Below are 19,447 nucleotides of genomic sequence, written 5' to 3'. Positions count from 1 at the left end.
TACAAACGGCGCAACCGCATCGAGATCATGTTCGGCCGCCTGAAGGATTGGCCAATCGTCGGGAAAACAGTCCCCCGGACTGTTTTCTGATCCTCCTCATACGTCGCGACCCGATACGACCGGTGCCCGGAAACCTTCTTCTCTGCGATCATGCTAGCCGCAACCGTCTTGTTCTGGCTGTGAAACTCAATGAGCCTGGACACTAGCCGATCCGGGTTTGAAGTGATGCCCGCCGCTTCGGCCTCCAGAACGGGCGCGAAGGCTCCTAGTTGCGCCCGGAATCTAACACCTCGATCCGGCTCGCATCCGGGCTACACGGGTCGCTGAACGTCCAGCGAGATCCAGCAGCATCTTTTTTCGGGTGTGGGGGCGAGCGCGGGGTGACACGCGGCGGTATTCGCCTAACCGGCTAATAATCAATCCGAATATGCGATAGATTTGGTGGAGCCAAGGGGAGTCGAACCCCTGACCTCTTGAATGCCATTCAAGCGCTCTACCAACTGAGCTATGGCCCCACCGGAGGTCTCGGGCGGCGTCTCCGGCGCCCGTGTGAGGCGTCGTATAGGAGGGCGCGCCGGAAGGTGCAAGCGGAAAAATGCAGCCACAGTGCAAAATTCCCGACTAACGCCCCAACCCGTTGAAAGAACTTGCCTTCATTCGGGAATCCTGCCGCCGGACGCTGCCCGGGACAGGGTCGGCGAAGCGGCGGCACCGCTTCGCCCGCCGGCACTCAGCCCAGGCCCAACTTGCCGCGCAGCGTCGCGAGATCCTCGGCCAGCGTGTTCACCTTGGCCGAAAGCGCATTGCGATCCGCATCGGTCAGTTCCTCGTAAGAGACGAAGCCGCCTTCGGCGCTGCGGTATTTCTCCAGCACCTCGTCCACCGCCGCGAAATTGCCGTCCACCTTGGCGAGGAAATCGGCCTCGTTCTCGGCGATCAGCGGGCGCAGCAGGTCATAGATCTTTTGCGCGCCCTCGAAATTCGCGTCGAAATCCCACAGGTCGGTGCGTGAATAGCGGTCCTCCTCGCCCGAGATCTTGGTGGCGGCAACCTCCTCCATCAGCACGGCGGCACCGCCCACCACGATCTCGGGCGGGAAGGTCAGGTCATTGATGCGCGTGTCGAGCTCCTTCACATCGGCCAGCAGCTTGTCGGCATATTCTGCCAGCCCCTCGGTCGAGCCCTGCTCCCAAAGCCCGTATTCGATGCGGTGGAAGCCGGTGAAGGCCGGGTCCTGCTCGGCCTGCTCGTAATCGTCGGCGCGCGCGTCGATCGAGACGTCGAGATCCGAGAACAGCTCGGCGATGGGCTCGATCTTCTCATAGCTGGTGCGGGTCGGGGCGAAAAGCGACTTGGCCTTTTCCACTTCGCCGGCCTTGACCGCATCGGTGAAGGCGGTGGTGTCCTCGACCAGCTTGGCGGTGTTTTCCGCGACATAGAGCTTGTATTCCGCCAGCGGCCCGACCAGGTCCAGCGAGGGATCCGCCGCCATGGCGCCCAGGCCCCAGCCGCCCATGGCCAGTGCCAGGGCCGTCGTCTTCAGATACTGTCCGACCATCGTTCCAACTCCCGTTTGATGGTTTCCCGGCTTGGCGGATCAACCCCGCCTGGCTGCGTTGACAAGGGACGAGCCGAGGTAACCCCCGGCCGCGGCGCCGGGCAGGGCAAAGAAATAGCCCCCGCCCACCGGCTTGATATATTCCTCCAGCGGCTCGCCGTTCAGCTGGTTCTGCACGGCGATGAAGCCCGCCTCCAGATCGGCCTGATAGGCGATGAACAGCAGGCCCTGGTCGAGCTGGCCGTTCTTCAGCACGCCGCGGGAATAGTTGAAGGGGCGGCGCAGCATCAGGTTCCGCCCGCTTTCCGGGGTGCGCGGATTGGCCAGGCGGATATGCGAATCCGGCGGCGTTGCGGTGCCGTCCGGGTCGGCAGTGTAGTCGGGCACGTCGTATTCGCTGGCCTCGGGCGCGTCCAAGGGCGCCCCGGTCATCTTGGTGCGGCCGAAGATGCGCTCCTGCTCGGCCAAGGGGGCGCGGTCCCAGCGTTCGACGAAATTGCGGATCACTCGGACGGCCTGGTAGCTGCCGCCATGGGTCCATTCCGGCTCGTCCGGGCCGTGGGTCCAGACCACGCGCTCCATCAGCGCCGCGTCATTGGCATCCGGGTTGGCCGAACCGTCGCGGAAGCCCAGGAAGTTCCGCGCGCTCGGGGTCGAGCCGTCGGGGGCGGGCGGCACCGGCGGGACCGAGCCCTCGATCATCCAGCGCAGCACCAGGAATTCGGACAGGTTCTTCACGATGTCGCGCAGGGCGTGGATGTTGGTGTCCGGCAGGTTGGCGCAGAATTGCAGCGACAGGTCGCCATGGCACAGCGCCGGGTCCAGCGCGTCATTGGGGAACTGCACCATGCGTTGCAGCCGCGCCGGCTTCAGCCCGGCAAGCCAGTCGTGCCTGTCGAAGAACGAGGCGCCCAGGCCCAGGGTGATCGTCAGGTTGTCCGGCGCGATCACCGGGCCCAGCAGGCCGGAATCGGCGGGCGGCAGTTTCGGGTCGCGTGCCGGTACCGCGCCGCCCTGGGTCAGGAACACGGCGCGCTCGGTCAGCAGCCGCAGCATTCGCTCGAAATCGTCGAGGGACGAGATCACCACGTCGAAGGCGGCAAAGATGCCGCTGGCCGGGCGCGGGGTCAGAATGCCGGCCTGGTGCCTGCCATGGAAGGGTACGCGCTGCGCGGCGGTTTCGGCATGGCCCGGCGGCGCATCGACCACCTGCGGCCCTTGCTTGGGCGGCCCGTCCTGCGCCCCGGCGGACAGGCCCGGGATACCCAGGCCCGCAATGGTCCCGCCCAGGGCGCCCAGTCCAAGCTGCCTCAGAAGGGTACGGCGCGTGGTGGAAAGGCGGTCCTGGTCGCTCATGTCAGTTCATCCCGATGGCGGGTTGCAATTTGCGCAGGCTTTCGGAAAGCCGCGTGAGGTCGGCGGCCAGCGCGGCGCGGGCGTCCTGCGGCACGTCGCCATAGCCGGGATGGCCCTGCGCCTCGACCTCGGCAAGACGGGCCTGGACCGCCTGCATGTCCTGTCCGATCACCGTGTCCAGCGCCGGATCGACCTCGGCCACCACCTGCCGCAACAAGCCGGCCAGCTTGCCGATCCCCTCCAGGCTGGCGCCGAGATCCTGCAAGTCGTTGCCGGCATAAAGGTTCTCGCCCTGCGGCAGCTGGCCCTGCGCGATCTGAAGCGCGCTTTCGCCCGGCATCTCGATCAGCAGGCCGGGGTCCAGCGGCGCCTGTTTCAGCCGGGCGGCCAACTCCGTCAGGTCGGCGACCAGCGCGTCCGCAAGGGGTGCCAGCCCCTCGGTGCTGTTTTCGGCGAAAAGCCCGTATTCGATGCGGTGATAGCCGGTGAAGGCGGGGTCTTGTTCGCGCCCCTGCAAATAGGCGGCGCGGGCGTCGATGCGCTCTTCCAGGTCCGAGAAGCGATAGGCCAGCGGCTCGATGCGGCGATAGGGCAGGCGGGCCTGGCGCCATGCCTCGCGCGCGGCCTCAAGATCATTCGCGGCGATGGCGTCGCGCAGCGTCTCGGCGGCCTTCACGGCGGCATTGCCCTGCATGACCAGATAGACGCGGTATTCCGACAGCGGCCCCAGGAACTTGCGCAGCGTGACTTCCGAGGCGGCGGCCGCGGCCTCGTCCGATGGCGTCACGGTCAGTTTGCCGCGCGGGTTCGACAGCAGGCCGCAGGTGATGGCATATTCGCCCGGCGCCAGTTGCACCTCCAGCATGCTGCGGAAGCCCGGGGCGATGTTCTCGCGCTCGGCCACCACCATGACGCCGTTCAGGATCTCCCATTCGATGGGGCGGTCGCTGGCGTTCACGATCTCGAAGCTGCGCCGCCCGCCGGGCACGGTGATGGCATTGGGCTCGCAGGTGGTGGCGTTCACGGTCACCAACTGGTCGGCGCCGGTCTGCGTGCCGGCAGTCTGCTGTGTCGCCTGCCAGAAGGCTACGCCGCCGGCGACGGCCAACACCGCCGCGCCCGCGACCGCCAGGTAAATGCCTTTCGAGGGTGAACTCATTTGCGCCCCGCGGTCCGCGGCCGGGCGGGCAGGGGGCCTGCCTGCGGCCTGAGGAAAAGCACCAGCGTCACCGCCAGGAAGACGCCCCAGACCAGCGCCTCGCCCAGCGTGGGCGCCTCGCGATAGCCCAGAAGGCCGGACAGAACCGTGCCCAGCGGGCTCGATTCCGGCAGGGTGCGGCTCAGGTCATAGATCCGGTCCTGCAAGCCGTTCCACAGCCCGGCCTCGTGCAGCGCGCGGACCGAGCCGGCCAGCAGCCCCGCCGCGACCAGCAGGATGAACACCCCGGTCCAGCGAAAGAAGCGGCGCAGGTCCAGCCGCAGCGCGCCGGCATAGATGCCCCAGCCGGCGCCGATGGCGACGATCACGCCCAGAAGCGCGCCGATGGGCGCCGCGCTATCCCGGCTTTGCTGGAAGATCGCCAGCAGGAAGAACACCGATTCCAGCCCCTCGCGCGCCACGGCCAGAAAGACCATGCCGATCAGCGCCCAGGTGCCGGCGCTGTCTTGATGCGCCAGCGCTTCGTCGATGCCGGAATGCAGCTCGGCCTTGATCGAGCGCGCGGCCCGGCGCATCCAGAACACCATGCCGGTCAGCACGGCGACGGCGACCAGCCCGATCACCGCCTCGAACAGTTCCTGCGTCTTTTGCGGAAAGCCGCTGTTGACCAGCTGGATCGCCGCGCCGGCGAACAGCGCCATGGCGACGGCAAGGAAAACGCCGACCCAGATCGCGGGCAGCCAAGCGCGGCGTCCGGTCTGGCGCAGGTAACCGGCGATGATGCCGACGATCAGGGCCGCCTCCAAGCCCTCGCGCAGCATGATGAGAAACGGTGCCAGCATCGGCCTTTCCCCAACATTTTGTCGTGGTGCGGGTCCGGTGGCGGCGGATCGCGCCGGCCGGAAGGGCATCGCGGCAAGGTCATCGGCCAAAGCGGGCCGACGGGAAAAGCAATACGCCGCCCGCGGGGCTTGTCAATCCCGAGGGAAACCCTAGGAAAGCCCCGCGACGCCTTGTCTCAGCCCCGGCCGTGCGGCTCGTGCCAGTCGATCAGCGGATTGATCGGGATGATGCGATGCGGGTTTATCGTGACATGGCTGTAATGGTAATGCCGCACGATATGGTCGAAATGCACCGTCTCGGCCACGCCCGGCCATTGATAAAGCTCGCGCGTCCAGCCCCAGAGGTTCGGATATTCGCGCAGCCAGCGCCGGTTGCATTTGAAATGCGTGTGATAGACCGGATCGAAGCGCAGCGTGGTGGTGAACAGCCGCCAATCCGCCTCGGTGATGCGCTCGCCGCAAAGATAGCGGTTCGCGGCCAGGTGGCTCTCCAGCCAGTCCAGCGTCTCGAACAGCGGCCCCACGGCCTCGTCATAGGCGGCCTGCGTGGTGGCGAAGCCCGCCTTGTAGACGCCGTTGTTCACCCGGTCGTAGATGCGCTCGTTCATTGCATCGATCTGGCCCAGCAACTCGGCCGGGCAGTAATCGTCGCCGTTGTCGGTCAGCCCGTCGAAGGCCGAGTTGAACATGCGGATGATCTCGGCGCTTTCGTTGCTGACGATGGTGCCCTGCGTCTTGTCCCACAACACCGGCACCGTCACCCGGCCCGAGGCTTTCGGGTCCACCTTCAGGTAGAGGTCGCGCAGATAGGGCAGGCCGAACAGCCCGTCCCCGGTCGCGCCGGGGAAATCGGTGGCGAAAGTCCAGCCTTCGGACAGCATGTCCGGATGCACGGCCGAGACGTCGATATGCCGCGCCAGCCCCTTGATCGCGCGGAAGATCAGCGTGCGATGCGCCCAGGGGCAGGCATAGGAGACATAAAGGTGATAACGCCCGCTTTCCGCGGGAAAACCGCCCTTGCCGCTGGGGCCCGGGCTGCCGTCCGGGGTGATCCAGTTGCGCCAGGCGGTCACGCTGCGCTGGAAGCGTCCGCCGCTGCTTTCCGTGTCATACCATTCGTCATGCCAGACACCGTCGATCAACTGGCCCATGCTGTCCCCCGCGTTTCCGTCCGGTCTCCAGCATAGCCGAGCGGGCGGCGCGGGCAACCGCTCTGGCTTCAGTGGCGCAGTTGTGCGCGCGCCCAGCCGGCGATCCCGGCGGCATCCATGGCGCCGGATTGCCGCGCCACCTCGCGCCCGCCGCGATAGAGCAGCAGCGTCGGAATGCCGCGAATGCCCAAGGCGGCGGCGGTCTGCGGCTCGGCCTCGGAGTTCAGCTTGATCAGCCGCATCTCCGGCTCCAGCATCCCGGCGGCGCGGGCGAATTCCGGCGCCATCATCCGGCAGGGGCCGCACCAGGGTGCCCAGACATCGACCAGAACCGGGATCGAACTGCGGCCGATCTGGCGCTGGAACATCGGCCCGTCCACGTCGGCGGGCTGGCCGGAGAACAGCGCCGCGCGGCATTTGCCGCAGCGCGCCTCGCGCGGGTCGCGCCCGGGCGGCAGGCGGTTCGTCGCGCCGCAGGCGGTGCAGGCGATCTGGATGTCGGTGCCGGACATGCTCGACCTCGGTTCCTGAAGCTGTCCCAAGGATATGTTCGCATTGCCGTAGGTATTCAAGGCCGCGGCCTATCCGCCTGAGACACCGTCCCGGCAACAAGCCGGTCCCAGTTCTTGCGCCGGGGCCGCGTCCGGGCCCAGTTCGCGGCGCAGGTGGCAGATGGCCTCGTGCTGGCTCAGGAAGACCCGGCCCGACAGGTGGCGCAGGAAATCGCTGCGATGCAGCCGGTCCATGACCGGCCCCTTGACCTCGGAGAGATGCAGCTTGACCCCGCCTTCGGCTAGGCGGCGATTGATTTCCTCAAGGCTTTCCAGCGCGCTGGCGTCGATATCGTTCACCGCCGGGCACATCAGCACCACATGACGCACGCGCGGATTCTGGGCCACCAGGGCGGCGATGCGATCTTCCAGAAAGCGGGAATTGGCGAAATACAGGCTTTCATCGACGCGCAGCGACAGGATCTCGGGCCAGACCAGCACCCGGTGGCGGTCGATGTTGCGGAAATGCTCGGTCCCCGGCACCTGGCCCACCACGGCGGAATGCGGCCGTGAGCTGCGGTAAAGCTGCATGACCAGCGACAGGACCACCCCGGCGCTGATGCCCGGCTCGATCCCCACCAGCAGCGTGACCAGGATGGTGGCCGCCATGGCCAGGAAATCGCGCGGCGAATAGTCCAGAACCCGGCGGATGGCGCGGAAATCCACCAGCGACAGCACCGCCAGGATGATCGTCGCCGCCAGCACCGCCTGCGGCAGGTCGGCCAGCAGCGGCGTCAGGAACAGCGCGGCCAGCGCGATGCCGATGGCGGTGAAGATTCCCGCGGCCGGGGTCTGCGCGCCGGCGTCGTCATTCACCGCCGAACGCGCGAAGCCCCCCGTCACCGGATAGCCCGCGCTGAGCCCTGCCGCGATATTGGCCGCGCCGAGGCCGATCAGTTCCTGGTCCGGCGCGATCCGCTCGCGCCGCCGCGCCGCCAGGGTCTGGCCGACCGAGACCGACTCGACGAAGCCCACGACCGAGATCAGCAACGCCGCCGGCGCCAGCGCCATCAGCAATTCGGCCGACAGCCCCGGAAGCGCCAGCCGCGGCAGGCCCTGCGGGATGGCGCCGACCAGCGCCACGCCCCTGGCCCCCAGGTCCAGCGCCTGGGCCAGCGCGATGGCCAAGGCGACGGCCAGGATCGGCGCCGCCCGTGCCAGCATCTCGGCCAGCCAGGCGGGCAGCCCGGCCCGCACCAGCCCGCGCCTGCCCCAGCGCCGCGCCGCGTAAAGAAACCCCAGCGCGCCCGTGCCGACGGCCAGCGTCCAGGGATTGGTCTGCGGCAGGGCGCCCAACAGCGCGGGCAGGATCTCGGGCAGGGTGGCGCCTGTGCCGCCCACGCCCAGCAGGTGCCGGACCTGCCCGGCCGCGATCAGGATGCCCGAGGCGGTGATGAAGCCCGACATCACCGGATGGCTCAGGAAATTCGCCAGGAACCCCAGCCGGAAGATGCCCGCCGCCGCCAGCATCGCGCCCGAGAGCAGCGCCAGCACCACGGCGGCCGTCAGCGGATCGGCCAGCCCCGCCTGCACCACCGGCCCAATGGCCGAGGCCGTCATCAGCGAGACCACCGCCACCGGCCCGACCGCCAGCACCCGCGAGGTGCCGAAGACCGCATAGGCGACCAGCGGCAGGATCGAGGCATAAAGCCCGACCTCGGGCGGCAGGTTGGCCAGCATGGCATAGGCCAGGCTCTGCGGGATCAGCATGATGGTGACGATCACCGCCGCCAGCAGGTCGGCGCCGAGCATCGCCCCGCCATAGCCGCGCGCCCATTGCAGCAGCGGCAGGCGGCGGATCAGCCGCATCCGCGGCACGCCCCTTGCCGCCTTGCGCGGTCGCTTCGTCGCTCTGCGGCCCATCGCTGCTGCGCCTTCGCGGCCAGGATGCCTGCGCCCATGGTTGCGGTAAAGATCAGCGGCTCGGGGCGGAGGAGGCCGATGGCGGGGATGGCCCCGCCGGGGCAGAAGCCCGACAGCCCCCAGCCGATGCCGAACAGCGCCGAGCCCCAGACCAGCGCCGCGTCGATCCTGCGCCGCTCGGGCAGGTGAAAACGCGGGTCGAGCACCGGGGCCGGCCGGCGCAGCACCAGCCGGTAGCCCGGATAGGCCACCGCCAGCGCACCGCCCATCACCAGGGCCAGGGACGGATCCCAGGACCCGGCAATGTCGAAGAAGTTCACCACTTTCGCCGGATTGGCCATGCCCGAGACCGCAATCCCCGCGCCAAAGACCAGCCCGATCAGCAAGGCCGTGAGCAAGGCCATCTCAGAGCCCTCCCATAAGGTGGCGCGTGACATAGACCGTCGCGCCCGTCACCAGCATGAAGCTCAGCGTCGCCACCAGCGACCGCGCCGACAGCCGCGCCAGGCCGCAGACCCCGTGGCCCGAGGTGCAGCCGCCGCCATAGCTGACCCCGATCCCGACCAGAAGCCCGCTGAGCGCCGTCCAGCCCAGCGGCGCCGGGCTGTCGAAGCCGATCTCGACCCCGCCGGCCCGGACCAGCAGCAGCGGCGCCAGCGCCGCGCCCAGCAGGAAGGCCAGCCGCCAGCCACCGCCCGGCGCGAAGGCCCCGGCCAGGATCCCGGTCATGCCGGCGATGCGGCCATGGAGCGCCATCAGCAGCACCGCCGCCAGCCCGATCAGCCCGCCGCCCAGCAGCGATTGCACAGGGGTGAACTCGGTCATGCCCGGCCTCCGGCGTCCTGGTTCCGGTTCTTTCGGCTGCCCGTTTCCGGACCGTCGCCGCGCATGGCCAGCCCCGCCCGAGCCCCGAGCGGCGGCCGCCCAGCCAGATCCGGCCGCAGCGCCCGCACGGCGCCGCCCATGTCGATCTGCATCTCTCCTCCTCCTCCTTGGCTTCAGTCCCAGGGCGCCTGCAACAGATCCAGCGGGATCTTCAAATAGCGCCGGCCGTTCGCTTCCGGTTCGGGCAGCCGGCCGGCATTGATGTTGACCTGCAAGGCATGCAGGATCAGCCGCGGCATCGGCAGGCTGCGGTCGCGCGCCTGGCGCGCCGCGACGAATTCGGCCTCGGTGCGATATTGCGCCACGTGGCTGTTCCGGGCCTTCTGCTCGGCCACGGTCGATTCCCAGGCCGGCGCCCGCCCGCCCTGGCGATAGTCGTGCCCGGTGAAGAGCCGCGTCGCGTCCGGCAGCGCCAGGATCTCCTGGATCGAGCGCCACAGCACATGCGCGTCGCCGCCCGGGAAATCCGCCCGCGCCGTGCCGCTGTCGGGCATGAACAGCGTGTCATGCACGAAGGCCGCATCGCCGATCACATAGCTGATCGAAGCCAGCGTATGGCCCGGCGAAAACAGCACCCGTGCCGGGATGTTTCCGACCTGGAAGCCTTCGCCCTCGGCGAAAAGCTTGTCCCATTGCGAGCCGTCGGCCGGGAAATCCGGCCAGTTGTAGAAATCCTTCCACAGTTTCTGCACCTCGACCACCTTCTCGCCGATGGCCGTGGCGGCGCCGGTCCGGCGCTTGAGATAGTCGGCGGCCGAAAAATGGTCGGCATGGGGATGAGTGTCGAGGATCCACTGCACCTGGTAGCTGCGCGCGGCGACGAAATCCAGGATGCGGTCGGCCTCGATGGTGGCGGTGGCGCCGGATTTCTCGTCATAGTCCAGCACCGGGTCGATGATGGCGCATTGCCCGGTCGCCGGATCGGCCGCCACATATTGCACCGAGCCGGTCCGCGGCTCGTAGAATCCTGTCACCTCCGGGGCCTGGGTCATCCGCTCCCTCCTTCGCTGCCGCAATACGGGAAAGTTACATATTCGAATATGCGTATGGATGCAAGGCAGGAGGGCTGGAAGGGAGGATGCTTGCGCCGATCTTCTTGACGGCGGCAGAATCTTCGATTCTTCTGGTCGCCCGGAGGGAACCTGTTCCGCCGCGCCCGTTTGGCCAAGGGCAGTTTCGCGGCACCTTGCGGAACGGCATTGTCAGGCTGGCGCCGGAAGCTCCGAAACCGGCAGGAGGAGAAGGACATGAAGATCGGCTGCCCCAGAGAGATCAAGCCGCAGGAATTTCGCGTCGGCCTGACCCCCGCCGCCGCGGCCGAGGCCGTCGCGCATGGCCATCAGGTGCTGGTCGAGACCGGTGCGGGACTCGGCGCCGGTTTCGCGGACGAGGATTACCTGGCCGCCGGGGCGCGGATCGCGCCGGATGCGGGCGCGGTCTTTGCCGAGGCCGAACTGATCGTGAAGGTCAAGGAGCCGCAGACCCCCGAGCGCGCCATGCTGCGGCGCGGGCAGGTGCTGTTTACCTATCTGCATCTGGCGCCCGATCCGGCGCAGACCCGCGACCTGCTGGATTCCGGCGTGACCGCCATCGCCTATGAGACGGTGACCGATGCGCGCGGCGGGCTGCCGCTGCTGGCGCCGATGTCCGAGGTGGCGGGGCGGCTGGCGCCGCAGGTCGGCGCCTGGGCACTGCAAAAGGCCAATGGCGGGCGCGGCGTGCTGCTGGGCGGGGTGCCGGGGGTCCGGCCGGCCAATGTGCTCATCATCGGCGGCGGCGTGGTCGGCGCGGCGGCGGCGCGGGTCGCGGTCGGCATGGGCGCCAACGTGACCGTCATGGACCGTTCGCTGCCGCGGCTGTCCTGGCTCGACGACCTGTTCATGGGCAAGCTGACCACCCAGCATGCCAGCGCGGCGGCGACCGCCGAGCTGATCCAGGGCGCCGACATGGTGATCGGCGCCGTGCTGGTGCCGGGCGCGGCGGCGCCGAAGCTGGTGTCGCGGGCGCAACTGGCCACCATGCCGCGCGGCGCAGTGCTGGTCGATGTCGCCATCGACCAGGGCGGCTGTTTCGAGACCTCGCGCCCGACCACCCACCAGGACCCGATCTATGAGGTCGACGGCGTCATCCATTACTGCGTCGCCAACATGCCGGGCGCGGTGGCGCGGACCTCGACCCAGGCGCTCGGCAATGCCACGCTGCCCTTCCTGCTGGCGCTGGCCGACAAGGGCTGGCGCCGGGCGCTGGAGCAGGATGCGCATCTGCGCGCGGGCTTGGCCACGCATGACGGGCAGCTGACCTCGCCGCCGGTGGGCGAGGCGCTGGGGCTTGCGGCGGTCACCCCGGACCAGCTTCTGGCCGGGTAGGCACGGCGTCAGCGCGGGCGGGGTCGGCAGGGGGCGAGAACGGCGCGGCTGGCGGCGTCCCGGCTAGCGCCAGAAACGCTTGGCATCGACGAAGGCATCATGCGCCTCGGCGGCGGCGTCGATCTCTGCGCGCTTGTCACGATCCGTGCCCGGAAGCGCGGCCGCCTCGGGGTCATCGGCAAGACCCAGCCGCGCGATCAGCGCCGGCGCGGTCGCCAGGTCGTTCAGCGCCCCCATGCGATCCTGCAACGCCTCCAGCGCGGCAAGGAAACGCGCGGCCCGGCGCTTGCGGCGCTTTTCGGTGAACAGCGGCGCAAAGAATTCCGCGGCATAGCGCAGCTTCTTGGCGTCCTTGCGCAAGGTGTGCCGGGCCTCGTCATCCAGATCGGCAAGGTCGATGCCGTCCTTCTTGACCTTGCGGCGGAAACGGTCGAGGGCACCGGCGGCAAACTCCCGCAACGGCAGGTCGCGGATCTCGGCGCCCGAGGGCAGGGTGGTCCAGGGACCGATGGCAAGATATTCCGCCAGATCGAGCATCAGCAGACGCGCCCGGCGCGAGGCCAGTGCCGTGCGGGACTGGGCATAGGCCGCCATCCGGGTCGGCTCCAGCCGGGCGCGCAGCGCGTCGGACCGGCAGCGCAGGCGCAGCACGTCCAGGTCGCGCGCCTCGCCCAGCATGCCGGCCAGCCAGCGGCTCTCCTGTTTCAGCCGGTCGGCCAGGTCGTCCTGAAGCATCGGCTTGAAGATGGCAAAGGCCGAGCGCAGCCGGCGCAGCGCCACCCGCGCCTGATGCACGGCTTCGGGATTGCCGGGATCGATCAGCGGCTCGTTGAGCCGGAACTGCCGCAGGCAGGCGGCGCCGATCAGGCGAAAGCCTTCCGCCGCCGTCATGTCGCGGCGCAAGGCGACCGGCGCCGCCTTGTGCATGTGCAGCAGCGGCCCCAGCAGGCGGAAGCCGTGCTTGGCCTCGGTCAGGATGCCAAGGCGCAGCGGCACGATCTCGTCCAGCCGCCGCGCCAGCGCGTAGAGCGTCGCGGGCGGGCCGTCGCGCAGCAGCAGCCGGATCTCGCAGCGAGCCGCGCGGCGGTCGGCGGCCGCCACCTCGCCCTGGTCGAGCACCAGGTCGATGGCGGCGCCCTGCCAGGACAGGCTCCAGACCTGCCGCCGGACGTTCAGGCCGAACAGCGGACCGATTTCCGCGATCTTCGCCCCCAGCAGCGCCGGGACCGGCGTGCGGTCGTCCAGGACCGGCCTGTCGCCCGCGACGGCCTGCCGCCATTCGGGCAGCACGAACAGATCGGCGGTGGGGCCGGTGGCGCTGATGGTCTGGATGCGTTCGCCTTCGTCCTCGCCCTCGGTCAGGCTCAGCGTGAATCCGGCCGCGGCCAGATCCCGGGCCGGCGTGTCGAAATAGGTCGCATGGACAGGCAGGGCCTTCGGCTCGCCCGGCAGCAGATCCGAGCCGCGCAGCATCCCGGCCGCCTCGGGCGCGATGTCCAGCGGCAGTTCCGGCGCGGAGACAAGGGTTTTCTGTTGCGGCATCTCGACCTTCCGTTGCGACGCTTCGGTGCGCGGCACCCGCCCATCATGAACGCGATGCGCAAGAAAGATAGCCCACGGTCAAGACAGATCCATGTCACTTTTCACAAGCCGGCCGGCGATGAGGCGCAATCCGAGCCGGCGCCTCGGGCGGCGCCAACGGCAGCCGGCGGTTCCGCGCGGGCCCGGCAAGCCGGTGTCCTCGGCCCGGTCAGCCGGCCCGGTGCCAGGCCGTCACGCCCCACCAATGCTGGGTGCGTTCGCAATGATGGGCGACGGCCTCGACCGCGCCCGGCGCGTCGCGGCGCTCCAGCGCATCGATGATCGCCAGATGCTCCTCCATCGCCGAGCGGATCCGCTCCTGCACGAAGGGCCGGGCGCGCTGGATGATGGCGATGCGGATGCGGTTGGCGTCGTAGCTGGCGCGCAGCAGCGGATTGTCCAGCCCCTCCGCCAGAAAGTCGTGCAGCGACAGATCGACCTTGATGGCCCGCGGCGAAAGCTCGGGCGCCGGCGCACCGCGCGCGGCGGCCAGCATCTGCTCATGCGCCTGACGCAGGGCGGGCAGCGATTCCAGCCGCGCGTCGTTCGATATCCTGCGCCGCGCCCCTTCCTGGTCCAGCACCATGCGCAGGTCCAGGCTGTCGCGGATCACTTCGGGCCGCGCCTCGAGGATCTGCACCCCGCGCTTGGGGATGATCTCCAGCCAGCCCGAACTGCTGGCATGGCGCGCGGCTTCGCGCACCGCCGCCAGCGGCAGCTTGAGGATATCGACAAGCTGGGGCATCGACAGGAACTGGCCCGCGCGCAACTCTCCCTGCCGCAGCGCCTGGGTCAATGCGGCCTGCGCCCGCGTGTTCAGCATGTCGTCCATCCGTCTTCCCCCCTCCGGCACCGTCAGTCTGTCATGATTCCAAGAGGGAATTTTAAAGAATTCCTATAAGGTGATATCTAACATACTAAATAGACGCTCAGTAAAGATATCATCTAACATTTTATCTGCAAGCCCAGGCTTCGGCTTGCCGTGCCGGGACAGCGCCGGCTGCCAGAGGAAACGGGAGGTAACCATGGCATCACTTACGGCTGGGGGCCGTCGCCTTGCGACGCGCCCCGCGACAGGGATTTCGCGCCCGCTGCGGGCGGCAAGGACGCAGCCTCATCCCGCCGGCGCCGTCATCGGCCATTCGACCCGGTCGCGCAAGGGGTCGGGCCTGCATGCGAACGGGGAGGGGATGCTGTGACCAGCCTCAAGACCGCCGAGACCGGCCACGAGCACCTGCAAGGCGTCGCCCTGCACGAAACCATTCCGCCCGGGGTTTCGCCCGGGCTTTACAATCAGGACCTTGCGCCCACCAAGAAAGAGGGTCGGACCTGGAGCACCTACAACATCTTCGCCCTCTGGGCCAATGACGTGCACAGCCTGGGCAACTACTCCTTTGCCATCGGGCTGTTCGCGCTTGGCCTTGGGGCATGGCAGATCCTGGGCGCGCTGAGCTTCGGCGCGCTGTTCCTGTTCATCCTGCTGAACCTGTCCGGCTACATGGGCCTCAAGACCGGCGTGCCCTTCCCGGTGATGAGCCGCATCAGCTTCGGCACCCGGGGCGCGCAGATCCCGGCGCTGATCCGGGGCGGCGTCGCCATCGTCTGGTTCGGCATCCAGACCTATCTGGCCTCGATGGTGCTGGACGTGCTGCTGATCGCGCTGATCCCCAGCCTGGCGCCGCTGTCGCAGCAGATGCTGCTGGGCCTGTCGGTGCTGGGCTGGATCAGCTTCAGCATCCTGTGGGTCGTCCAGGTCATCATCGCCTGCTACGGCATGGAGAGCATCCGCAAATACGAAGCCTTCGCCGGCCCGATCATCCTCGTCACCTTCGTCGCGCTGGCGGGCTGGGTGCTCTACAGCTCGGGCGGGGCGCTGCGCTGGTCGCCGCCGAACCCGCTGACCGGCGGCGCGATGTGGGCGCAGATCCTGGGCGGCGCTTCGCTCTGGGTGGCGATCTACGGCACGTTCGTGCTGAATTTCTGCGACTTCACCCGGGGCGCGGTCTCGCGCCGGGCGGTGGTCATGGGCAATTTCTGGGGCATCCCGATCAACATGCTGATCTTCGGCATGATCGTGGTGATCCTGACCGGCGGGCAACTGGTGATCGACGGCACGCTGATCCAGAGCCCGACCGACGTGGTGCAGAAGATCCCGAACACGCCGCTGCTGATCCTGGCCAGCCTGTCGCTGCTGATCCTGACCATCGCGGTGAACCTGATGGCGAATTTCGTCGCCCCCGCCTTCGCGCTGGCGAACCTGCTGCCGCGGCACCTGAACTTCCGCCGCGCCGCCGTGGTCAGCGCCGTCATCGGCTTCGTGATCCTGCCCTGGAACCTCTACAACTCGCCCATCGTGATCGTCTATTTCCTGGGCGGCCTCGGCGCTTTCCTCGGGCCGCTGTTCGGGATCGTGATGGCCGACTATTGGCTGATCCGCAAACAGCATGTGGACGTGCCGGCGCTTTACAGCGACGATACGGCCGGCCCCTATCACTATGTCAACGGCATCAACCCGGCGGCGATCAAGGCGCTGATCCCTTCGGCCGCGATCTCGCTGATGTTCGCCTTCCTGCCGGCACTGCATGCGCTGTCGCAGTTCTCGTGGTTCATCGCCGCCGGGCTGGGCGCCCTGTTCTACTGGCTGATCGCGCCCAAGGGGCTGACCTATGCCGACCGGGATGGCGAGGCCATCGCCGTGGCCACAAATCACTGATCCCGAGACGGAGAAGACATGCGTATCCTTGTTGTGAACGTGAACACGACCGAGACGATGACCCACGGCATCGGCGTCCAGGCCCGGAAGGCCGCCGCGCCGGGAACCGAGATCGTCGCCCTGACCCCGCGCTTCGGCGCGGAATCGGTCGAGGGCAACTTCGAGAGCTACCTTGCCGCCGTCGGCGTCATGGATGCGGTCATGCGCTACGACCAGCCCTTCGACGCGGTGATCCAGGCCGGCTATGGCGAGCATGGCCGCGAGGGGTTGCAGGAGCTTCTGGAGGTGCCGGTGGTGGACATCACCGAGGCCGCCGCCTCGACCGCCATGTTCCTGGGGCACAAATATTCGGTCGTGACCACGCTCGACCGGGCCGTGCCGATGATCGAGGACCGGCTGAAGCTGGCCGGGCTGGACGCCCGCTGCGCCTCGGTCCGGGCCAGCGGCATGGCGGTTCTGGAGCTTGAGACCCAGCCCGAGCGCGCGGTCGAGGCCATCGTCGAACAGGCCGCCGCCGCCGTCGAGCGCGACCATGCCGAGGTGATCTGCCTCGGCTGCGGCGGCATGGCCGAACTGGAGGCCAAGGTGCGCGAGCGGACCGGCGTGCCGGTGGTCGATGGCGTGGCCTCGGCGGTCACCATCGCCGAATCGCTGGTCCGGCTGGGGCTGAAGACCTCGAAGGTGCGCACCTATGCCCCGCCGCGCCCCAAGCGCGTCACGGGTTTTCCGCTGGCGCTCTGAGCGGCAAGCCACCGTTCCGGCGGGCAGTTGCACCGTGACCGCCTTGCCCGCCGGATCGCCTGCCGCCTGCGCTAGGGGCAAGGATCGGGCGGGCTGAGCAAGCCGTGGCCGAAGACCTCGTCATGGCCGGCCTTGCCCAGGTCGCGCGCGCTCGACAGCAGCCGGGCGCGCACCTCGGCGGGGGTCAGCCCCGGCTCCCTCTGCATCAGCAGCGCCGCCGCCGCGGTGACGAAGGGGGTCGCGAAGGAGGTGCCGGTCTTGGTCCGCGCCCCGCGGATCGAGGCGGCGGTCCAGACATCCACCCCCGGCGCGGCCAGGTCGATATGCTCGCCCCGGTTCGCCCGGCGATAGACCTGCGCGCGGCGATCGACGGCGGTGACGGCGATCACCTGCGGATAGGCGGCCGGAAAGGCCGGCTTCGCCGCCGGTCCGCCATTGCCCGCCGCCGCGACCAGCACGATCCCGGCCTGGTCCATGCGCCGGATCTGCCCGGCCAGCGCCTGGTTGGGCGGGCCGGCCAGCGACAGGTTCACGATCCGCACCTGCTGCGCGGCCAGATAGTCCAGCGCCTCGACCAGCGCGAAGGCATCGGCGCGCTCGTCCTCGCGCCGCTTGTGAAAGGCATCGACGGCGATCAGCGGCGCCTGCGGCACCAGCCCCGGCGTGCGGCTGTCGGCGCGCCCGACCAGCAGCGCCGCCACCGCCGTGCCGTGCAGCTTGTCCGAATCCGGGGCGTCGCTGTCCGAGGCGATGCGGTGCAGGCTGATCCGCGCCCCCTCCAGCCCCTCGTGCCGGATGTTCAGCCCGGTATCCACCATGCCGATCAGCGGCGGGGTGCCGCAGCCCGCGCCATGCGCCGGCCAGGCGATCATCTGCCGTGCGGGGCAGTCGCTGCCCCGGCACGCCCCCGCCTGGCCCGGCCGATAGTAATGGTTGAAATCGGCGGCCGTGGCCGAGCCCATGCCGCGCACCGTCTCCCGCGCCTGCTCCAGCGGCATGGCGGCGGGCTTGCGCAGCCGGTGCATCGGCTCGCCCGCGCTCAACCGGGTCTCGTGCAGCAGTTCGAAGCCGATCTCCTGCAACTGCGCCAGATCGGCGGGCGTCAGGCCGCGCGCGATCACCTCGTCCGGGGCGCGCTGCGGCAGGGGTGCGGCCTGGGCCCGCGGCTGGGCTGGCGGCGGTGCCCGGCGGCGGCGCGGGGCGTCATCATCGTCGTCGTCATCATCATCATCGTCGTCATCCGCCCAGGCGGCGGCGGGGGCCGGCCAGTCGGCCCCGGGGCGCAGATCGGCCAGCAACATGGCGGCCAGCACGGTCATGAACAGCAGCAGGCGCGGCATTGCCTTTCCTCCACTCGCCGGTTTCTGGACATTCTACGCCCCACACATTCTATTATTCCCCGCCAGCGTCAATTTTTCCAACCGGAGGTTCCGCCCTGGGCGCGGGCGAGCCGCTGACGCCAGCGGACGAGGCCCGGGCCCTGCGTGGGCTTTCCGGGGAATAGACCCGCCCCGCCGCCCCGGATCCGAGCGGCAAGCCGCCCGTTCGATGGGCCGGCCCTCTCGATCCAATAAAATCCTTTATTATCAATTGAAAAGAGCGGCTCTCTCCGTTTTTTTTCATTCCGCCACAAATTTTTCGCATGGCGCCGGAATAATCCGCCGACCCGGGGCGTAATCCCGCCATACAGAGGTGAAGGATGCCGGACATGGCCCTGATCGTTCCGAATGCGCCCTCGGGCCCCATGCCCGTGCCGTTGGCCGGCCGGCGCCTGGCGCGGCGCCGCGCGGCCTCTGAGTCTTATGACTTGCGCCCCGGCCGAACCGGCAGCCGGGACGCGGAGAGCGGCCGCAAGGCCGTTCCGATCCTGCCGGTCCAATGCAAGTGACGGAGAACGACCATGGCAAACATTCGTGGCAATGACGACGACAACCGCCTGTTCGGCACCAGCCTCGCCGATGTGATCCGCGGCCTGTCGGGGGATGACACCATCTTCGGCTATCAGGGCAACGACAGCCTCTATGGCGGCGAGGGCAACGACCGCATCGACGCGGGCCACGGGCACAACCGGGTCTGGGGCGGCGAAGGCAATGACGTGATCCTGGCCGGAAGCGGCAACGACACCATAGAAGCGGGCTCCGGCAATGACGTCGTGCGTGCCGGCAACGGCAACAACCGCATCACCCTGGGCGAGGGCAACGACCAGGCCACCACCGGCAATGGCCGCGACCATATCGCCGCCGGCGAGGGTAACGATGTCGTCCGCGCCGGCGCCGGGGCCGACACGCTGCTGGGCGGCGAGGGCGACGACCGGCTGTTCGGCGAGGCCGGCAACGACCGGCTGGTCGGGCATGAGGGCAACGACACGCTGAACGGTGGCGCCGGCAATGACACCATGACCGGCGGCGAGGGCGCGGATGTCTTCGTCTGGAATGGCGGTCGCGACCGGATCACCGATTTCGACAGCGACGACGACCGCATCAACCTGTCGCATTACGCCCGGTTCGACAGTTTCGGCGATATCCGCGCCGCGGCCAGCCAGGTCGGCAACAATGTCGTCATCCGTGCCGGCAACGACCAGCTGGTGATCGAGGACATCCGGCTGGGCCAATTGGGCGACGACGATTTCATCTGGTGACCGCACCTGCGACCACCGCCGACGGGGGCGCGGGCTTCTCCCG

At 68.8% G+C, this 19,447-nt stretch carries 19 protein-coding genes, 1 tRNA gene and 1 pseudogene; 6 read left to right on the top strand and 15 right to left on the bottom strand.

The window, feature by feature from the left end; genetic code table 11:
- A pseudogene (locus AQY21_RS28165) lies at positions 1-183 on the top strand (hypothetical protein); the annotation flags it as partial.
- A 256-nt stretch (positions 184-439) separates the two neighbouring features.
- Here AQY21_RS28165 and AQY21_RS23970 read toward each other — a convergent pair.
- From AQY21_RS23970 to AQY21_RS23920, 12 genes are all read right to left on the bottom strand, one after another.
- A tRNA-Ala gene (locus AQY21_RS23970) sits at positions 440-515 on the bottom strand.
- A gap of 215 nt (positions 516-730) precedes the next feature.
- Complete coding sequence (gene efeO, locus AQY21_RS23965; protein ID WP_058100103.1) at positions 731-1,558, bottom strand: iron uptake system protein EfeO; 828 nt, start codon at positions 1,556-1,558, stop codon at positions 731-733.
- Positions 1,559-1,597: 39 nt separating this feature from the next.
- Positions 1,598-2,914 (bottom strand): iron uptake transporter deferrochelatase/peroxidase subunit, encoded by a 1,317-nt coding sequence (efeB, locus tag AQY21_RS23960; RefSeq protein WP_058100102.1) that lies wholly within the window; start codon positions 2,912-2,914, stop codon positions 1,598-1,600.
- Between the two features lies 1 nt (position 2,915).
- Entirely contained in the window at positions 2,916-4,073 is a 1,158-nt protein-coding gene (gene efeO / locus AQY21_RS23955; protein ID WP_058100101.1) for an iron uptake system protein EfeO, read from the bottom strand.
- On the bottom strand, positions 4,070-4,915 hold the full coding sequence (gene efeU, locus AQY21_RS23950) for an iron uptake transporter permease EfeU (protein ID WP_058100100.1): 846 nt from the start codon (positions 4,913-4,915) through the stop codon (positions 4,070-4,072). The genes efeO (AQY21_RS23955) and efeU overlap by 4 nt, the downstream gene beginning before the upstream one ends.
- A gap of 176 nt (positions 4,916-5,091) precedes the next feature.
- Complete coding sequence (locus AQY21_RS23945; protein WP_058100099.1) at positions 5,092-6,066, bottom strand: glutathione S-transferase family protein; 975 nt, start codon at positions 6,064-6,066, stop codon at positions 5,092-5,094.
- 68 nt (positions 6,067-6,134) lie between these two features.
- The gene (locus AQY21_RS23940; protein WP_058100098.1) at positions 6,135-6,578 is read right to left on the bottom strand and encodes a co-chaperone YbbN; all 444 of its coding nucleotides are present in this window, start codon (positions 6,576-6,578) and stop codon (positions 6,135-6,137) included.
- 69 nt (positions 6,579-6,647) lie between these two features.
- Positions 6,648-8,426: a SulP family inorganic anion transporter gene (locus tag AQY21_RS23935; RefSeq protein WP_058100097.1), complete on the bottom strand. Its 1,779-nt coding sequence runs from the start codon at positions 8,424-8,426 to the stop codon at positions 6,648-6,650.
- Positions 8,417-8,884 (bottom strand): YeeE/YedE family protein, encoded by a 468-nt coding sequence (locus tag AQY21_RS23930; RefSeq protein WP_058100096.1) that lies wholly within the window; start codon positions 8,882-8,884, stop codon positions 8,417-8,419. The genes AQY21_RS23935 and AQY21_RS23930 overlap by 10 nt, the downstream gene beginning before the upstream one ends.
- A 1-nt stretch (position 8,885) precedes the next feature.
- Positions 8,886-9,305 (bottom strand): YeeE/YedE family protein, encoded by a 420-nt coding sequence (locus AQY21_RS23925; protein WP_058100095.1) that lies wholly within the window; start codon positions 9,303-9,305, stop codon positions 8,886-8,888.
- Positions 9,302-9,457 carry a hypothetical protein gene (locus AQY21_RS29105; RefSeq protein WP_161906107.1) on the bottom strand — a complete coding sequence of 52 codons (156 nt, stop codon included), beginning with the start codon at positions 9,455-9,457 and terminating at the stop codon, positions 9,302-9,304. Before AQY21_RS29105 ends, AQY21_RS23925 begins: the two co-directional genes overlap by 4 nt.
- A 21-nt stretch (positions 9,458-9,478) precedes the next feature.
- Positions 9,479-10,357 carry an MBL fold metallo-hydrolase gene (locus tag AQY21_RS23920; protein WP_058100094.1) on the bottom strand — a complete coding sequence of 293 codons (879 nt, stop codon included), beginning with the start codon at positions 10,355-10,357 and terminating at the stop codon, positions 9,479-9,481.
- Positions 10,358-10,612: 255 nt separating this feature from the next.
- On the opposite strand from AQY21_RS23920, the gene ald reads away from it, so the two are divergent.
- Positions 10,613-11,731 (top strand): alanine dehydrogenase, encoded by a 1,119-nt coding sequence (gene ald, locus AQY21_RS23915; RefSeq protein WP_058100093.1) that lies wholly within the window; start codon positions 10,613-10,615, stop codon positions 11,729-11,731.
- Positions 11,732-11,794: 63 nt separating this feature from the next.
- Here ald and AQY21_RS23910 read toward each other — a convergent pair whose 3' ends face one another.
- Both AQY21_RS23910 and AQY21_RS23905 read right to left on the bottom strand, forming a co-directional pair.
- Positions 11,795-13,273 carry a CHAD domain-containing protein gene (locus AQY21_RS23910; RefSeq protein WP_058100109.1) on the bottom strand — a complete coding sequence of 493 codons (1,479 nt, stop codon included), beginning with the start codon at positions 13,271-13,273 and terminating at the stop codon, positions 11,795-11,797.
- A gap of 208 nt (positions 13,274-13,481) precedes the next feature.
- Positions 13,482-14,144, bottom strand: a complete 663-nt coding sequence (locus tag AQY21_RS23905; protein WP_065169986.1) for a GntR family transcriptional regulator — start codon at positions 14,142-14,144, stop codon at positions 13,482-13,484.
- Between the two features lie 363 nt (positions 14,145-14,507).
- On the opposite strand from AQY21_RS23905, the gene AQY21_RS23900 reads away from it, so the two are divergent.
- Both AQY21_RS23900 and AQY21_RS23895 read left to right on the top strand, forming a co-directional pair.
- Positions 14,508-16,025, top strand: coding sequence for an NCS1 family nucleobase:cation symporter-1 (locus AQY21_RS23900; RefSeq protein ID WP_082658252.1), 1,518 nt, complete (start codon positions 14,508-14,510; stop codon positions 16,023-16,025).
- An 18-nt stretch (positions 16,026-16,043) separates the two neighbouring features.
- Positions 16,044-16,766: an aspartate/glutamate racemase family protein gene (locus tag AQY21_RS23895; RefSeq protein WP_058100092.1), complete on the top strand. Its 723-nt coding sequence runs from the start codon at positions 16,044-16,046 to the stop codon at positions 16,764-16,766.
- A 71-nt stretch (positions 16,767-16,837) separates the two neighbouring features.
- Here AQY21_RS23895 and AQY21_RS23890 read toward each other — a convergent pair whose 3' ends face one another.
- Positions 16,838-18,106, bottom strand: a complete 1,269-nt coding sequence (locus tag AQY21_RS23890) for a S8 family serine peptidase (protein WP_058100091.1) — start codon at positions 18,104-18,106, stop codon at positions 16,838-16,840.
- A gap of 368 nt (positions 18,107-18,474) precedes the next feature.
- Between AQY21_RS23890 and AQY21_RS23885 the strand changes: the two genes are divergently transcribed.
- Positions 18,475-18,654 (top strand): hypothetical protein, encoded by a 180-nt coding sequence (locus AQY21_RS23885; protein ID WP_058100090.1) that lies wholly within the window; start codon positions 18,475-18,477, stop codon positions 18,652-18,654.
- 12 nt (positions 18,655-18,666) lie between these two features.
- A complete protein-coding gene (locus AQY21_RS23880; protein WP_058100089.1) occupies positions 18,667-19,404 on the top strand; it encodes a calcium-binding protein in 738 nt (245 codons plus the stop codon).
- Positions 19,405-19,447: the final 43 nt, after the last annotated feature.

The sequence above is a fragment of the Paracoccus sp. MKU1 genome (assembly GCF_001447385.1).
In the GTDB taxonomy this organism is placed as follows: Bacteria; Pseudomonadota; Alphaproteobacteria; order Rhodobacterales; family Rhodobacteraceae; genus Paracoccus.
This window is presented reverse-complemented; position numbering and strand designations above follow the sequence as displayed.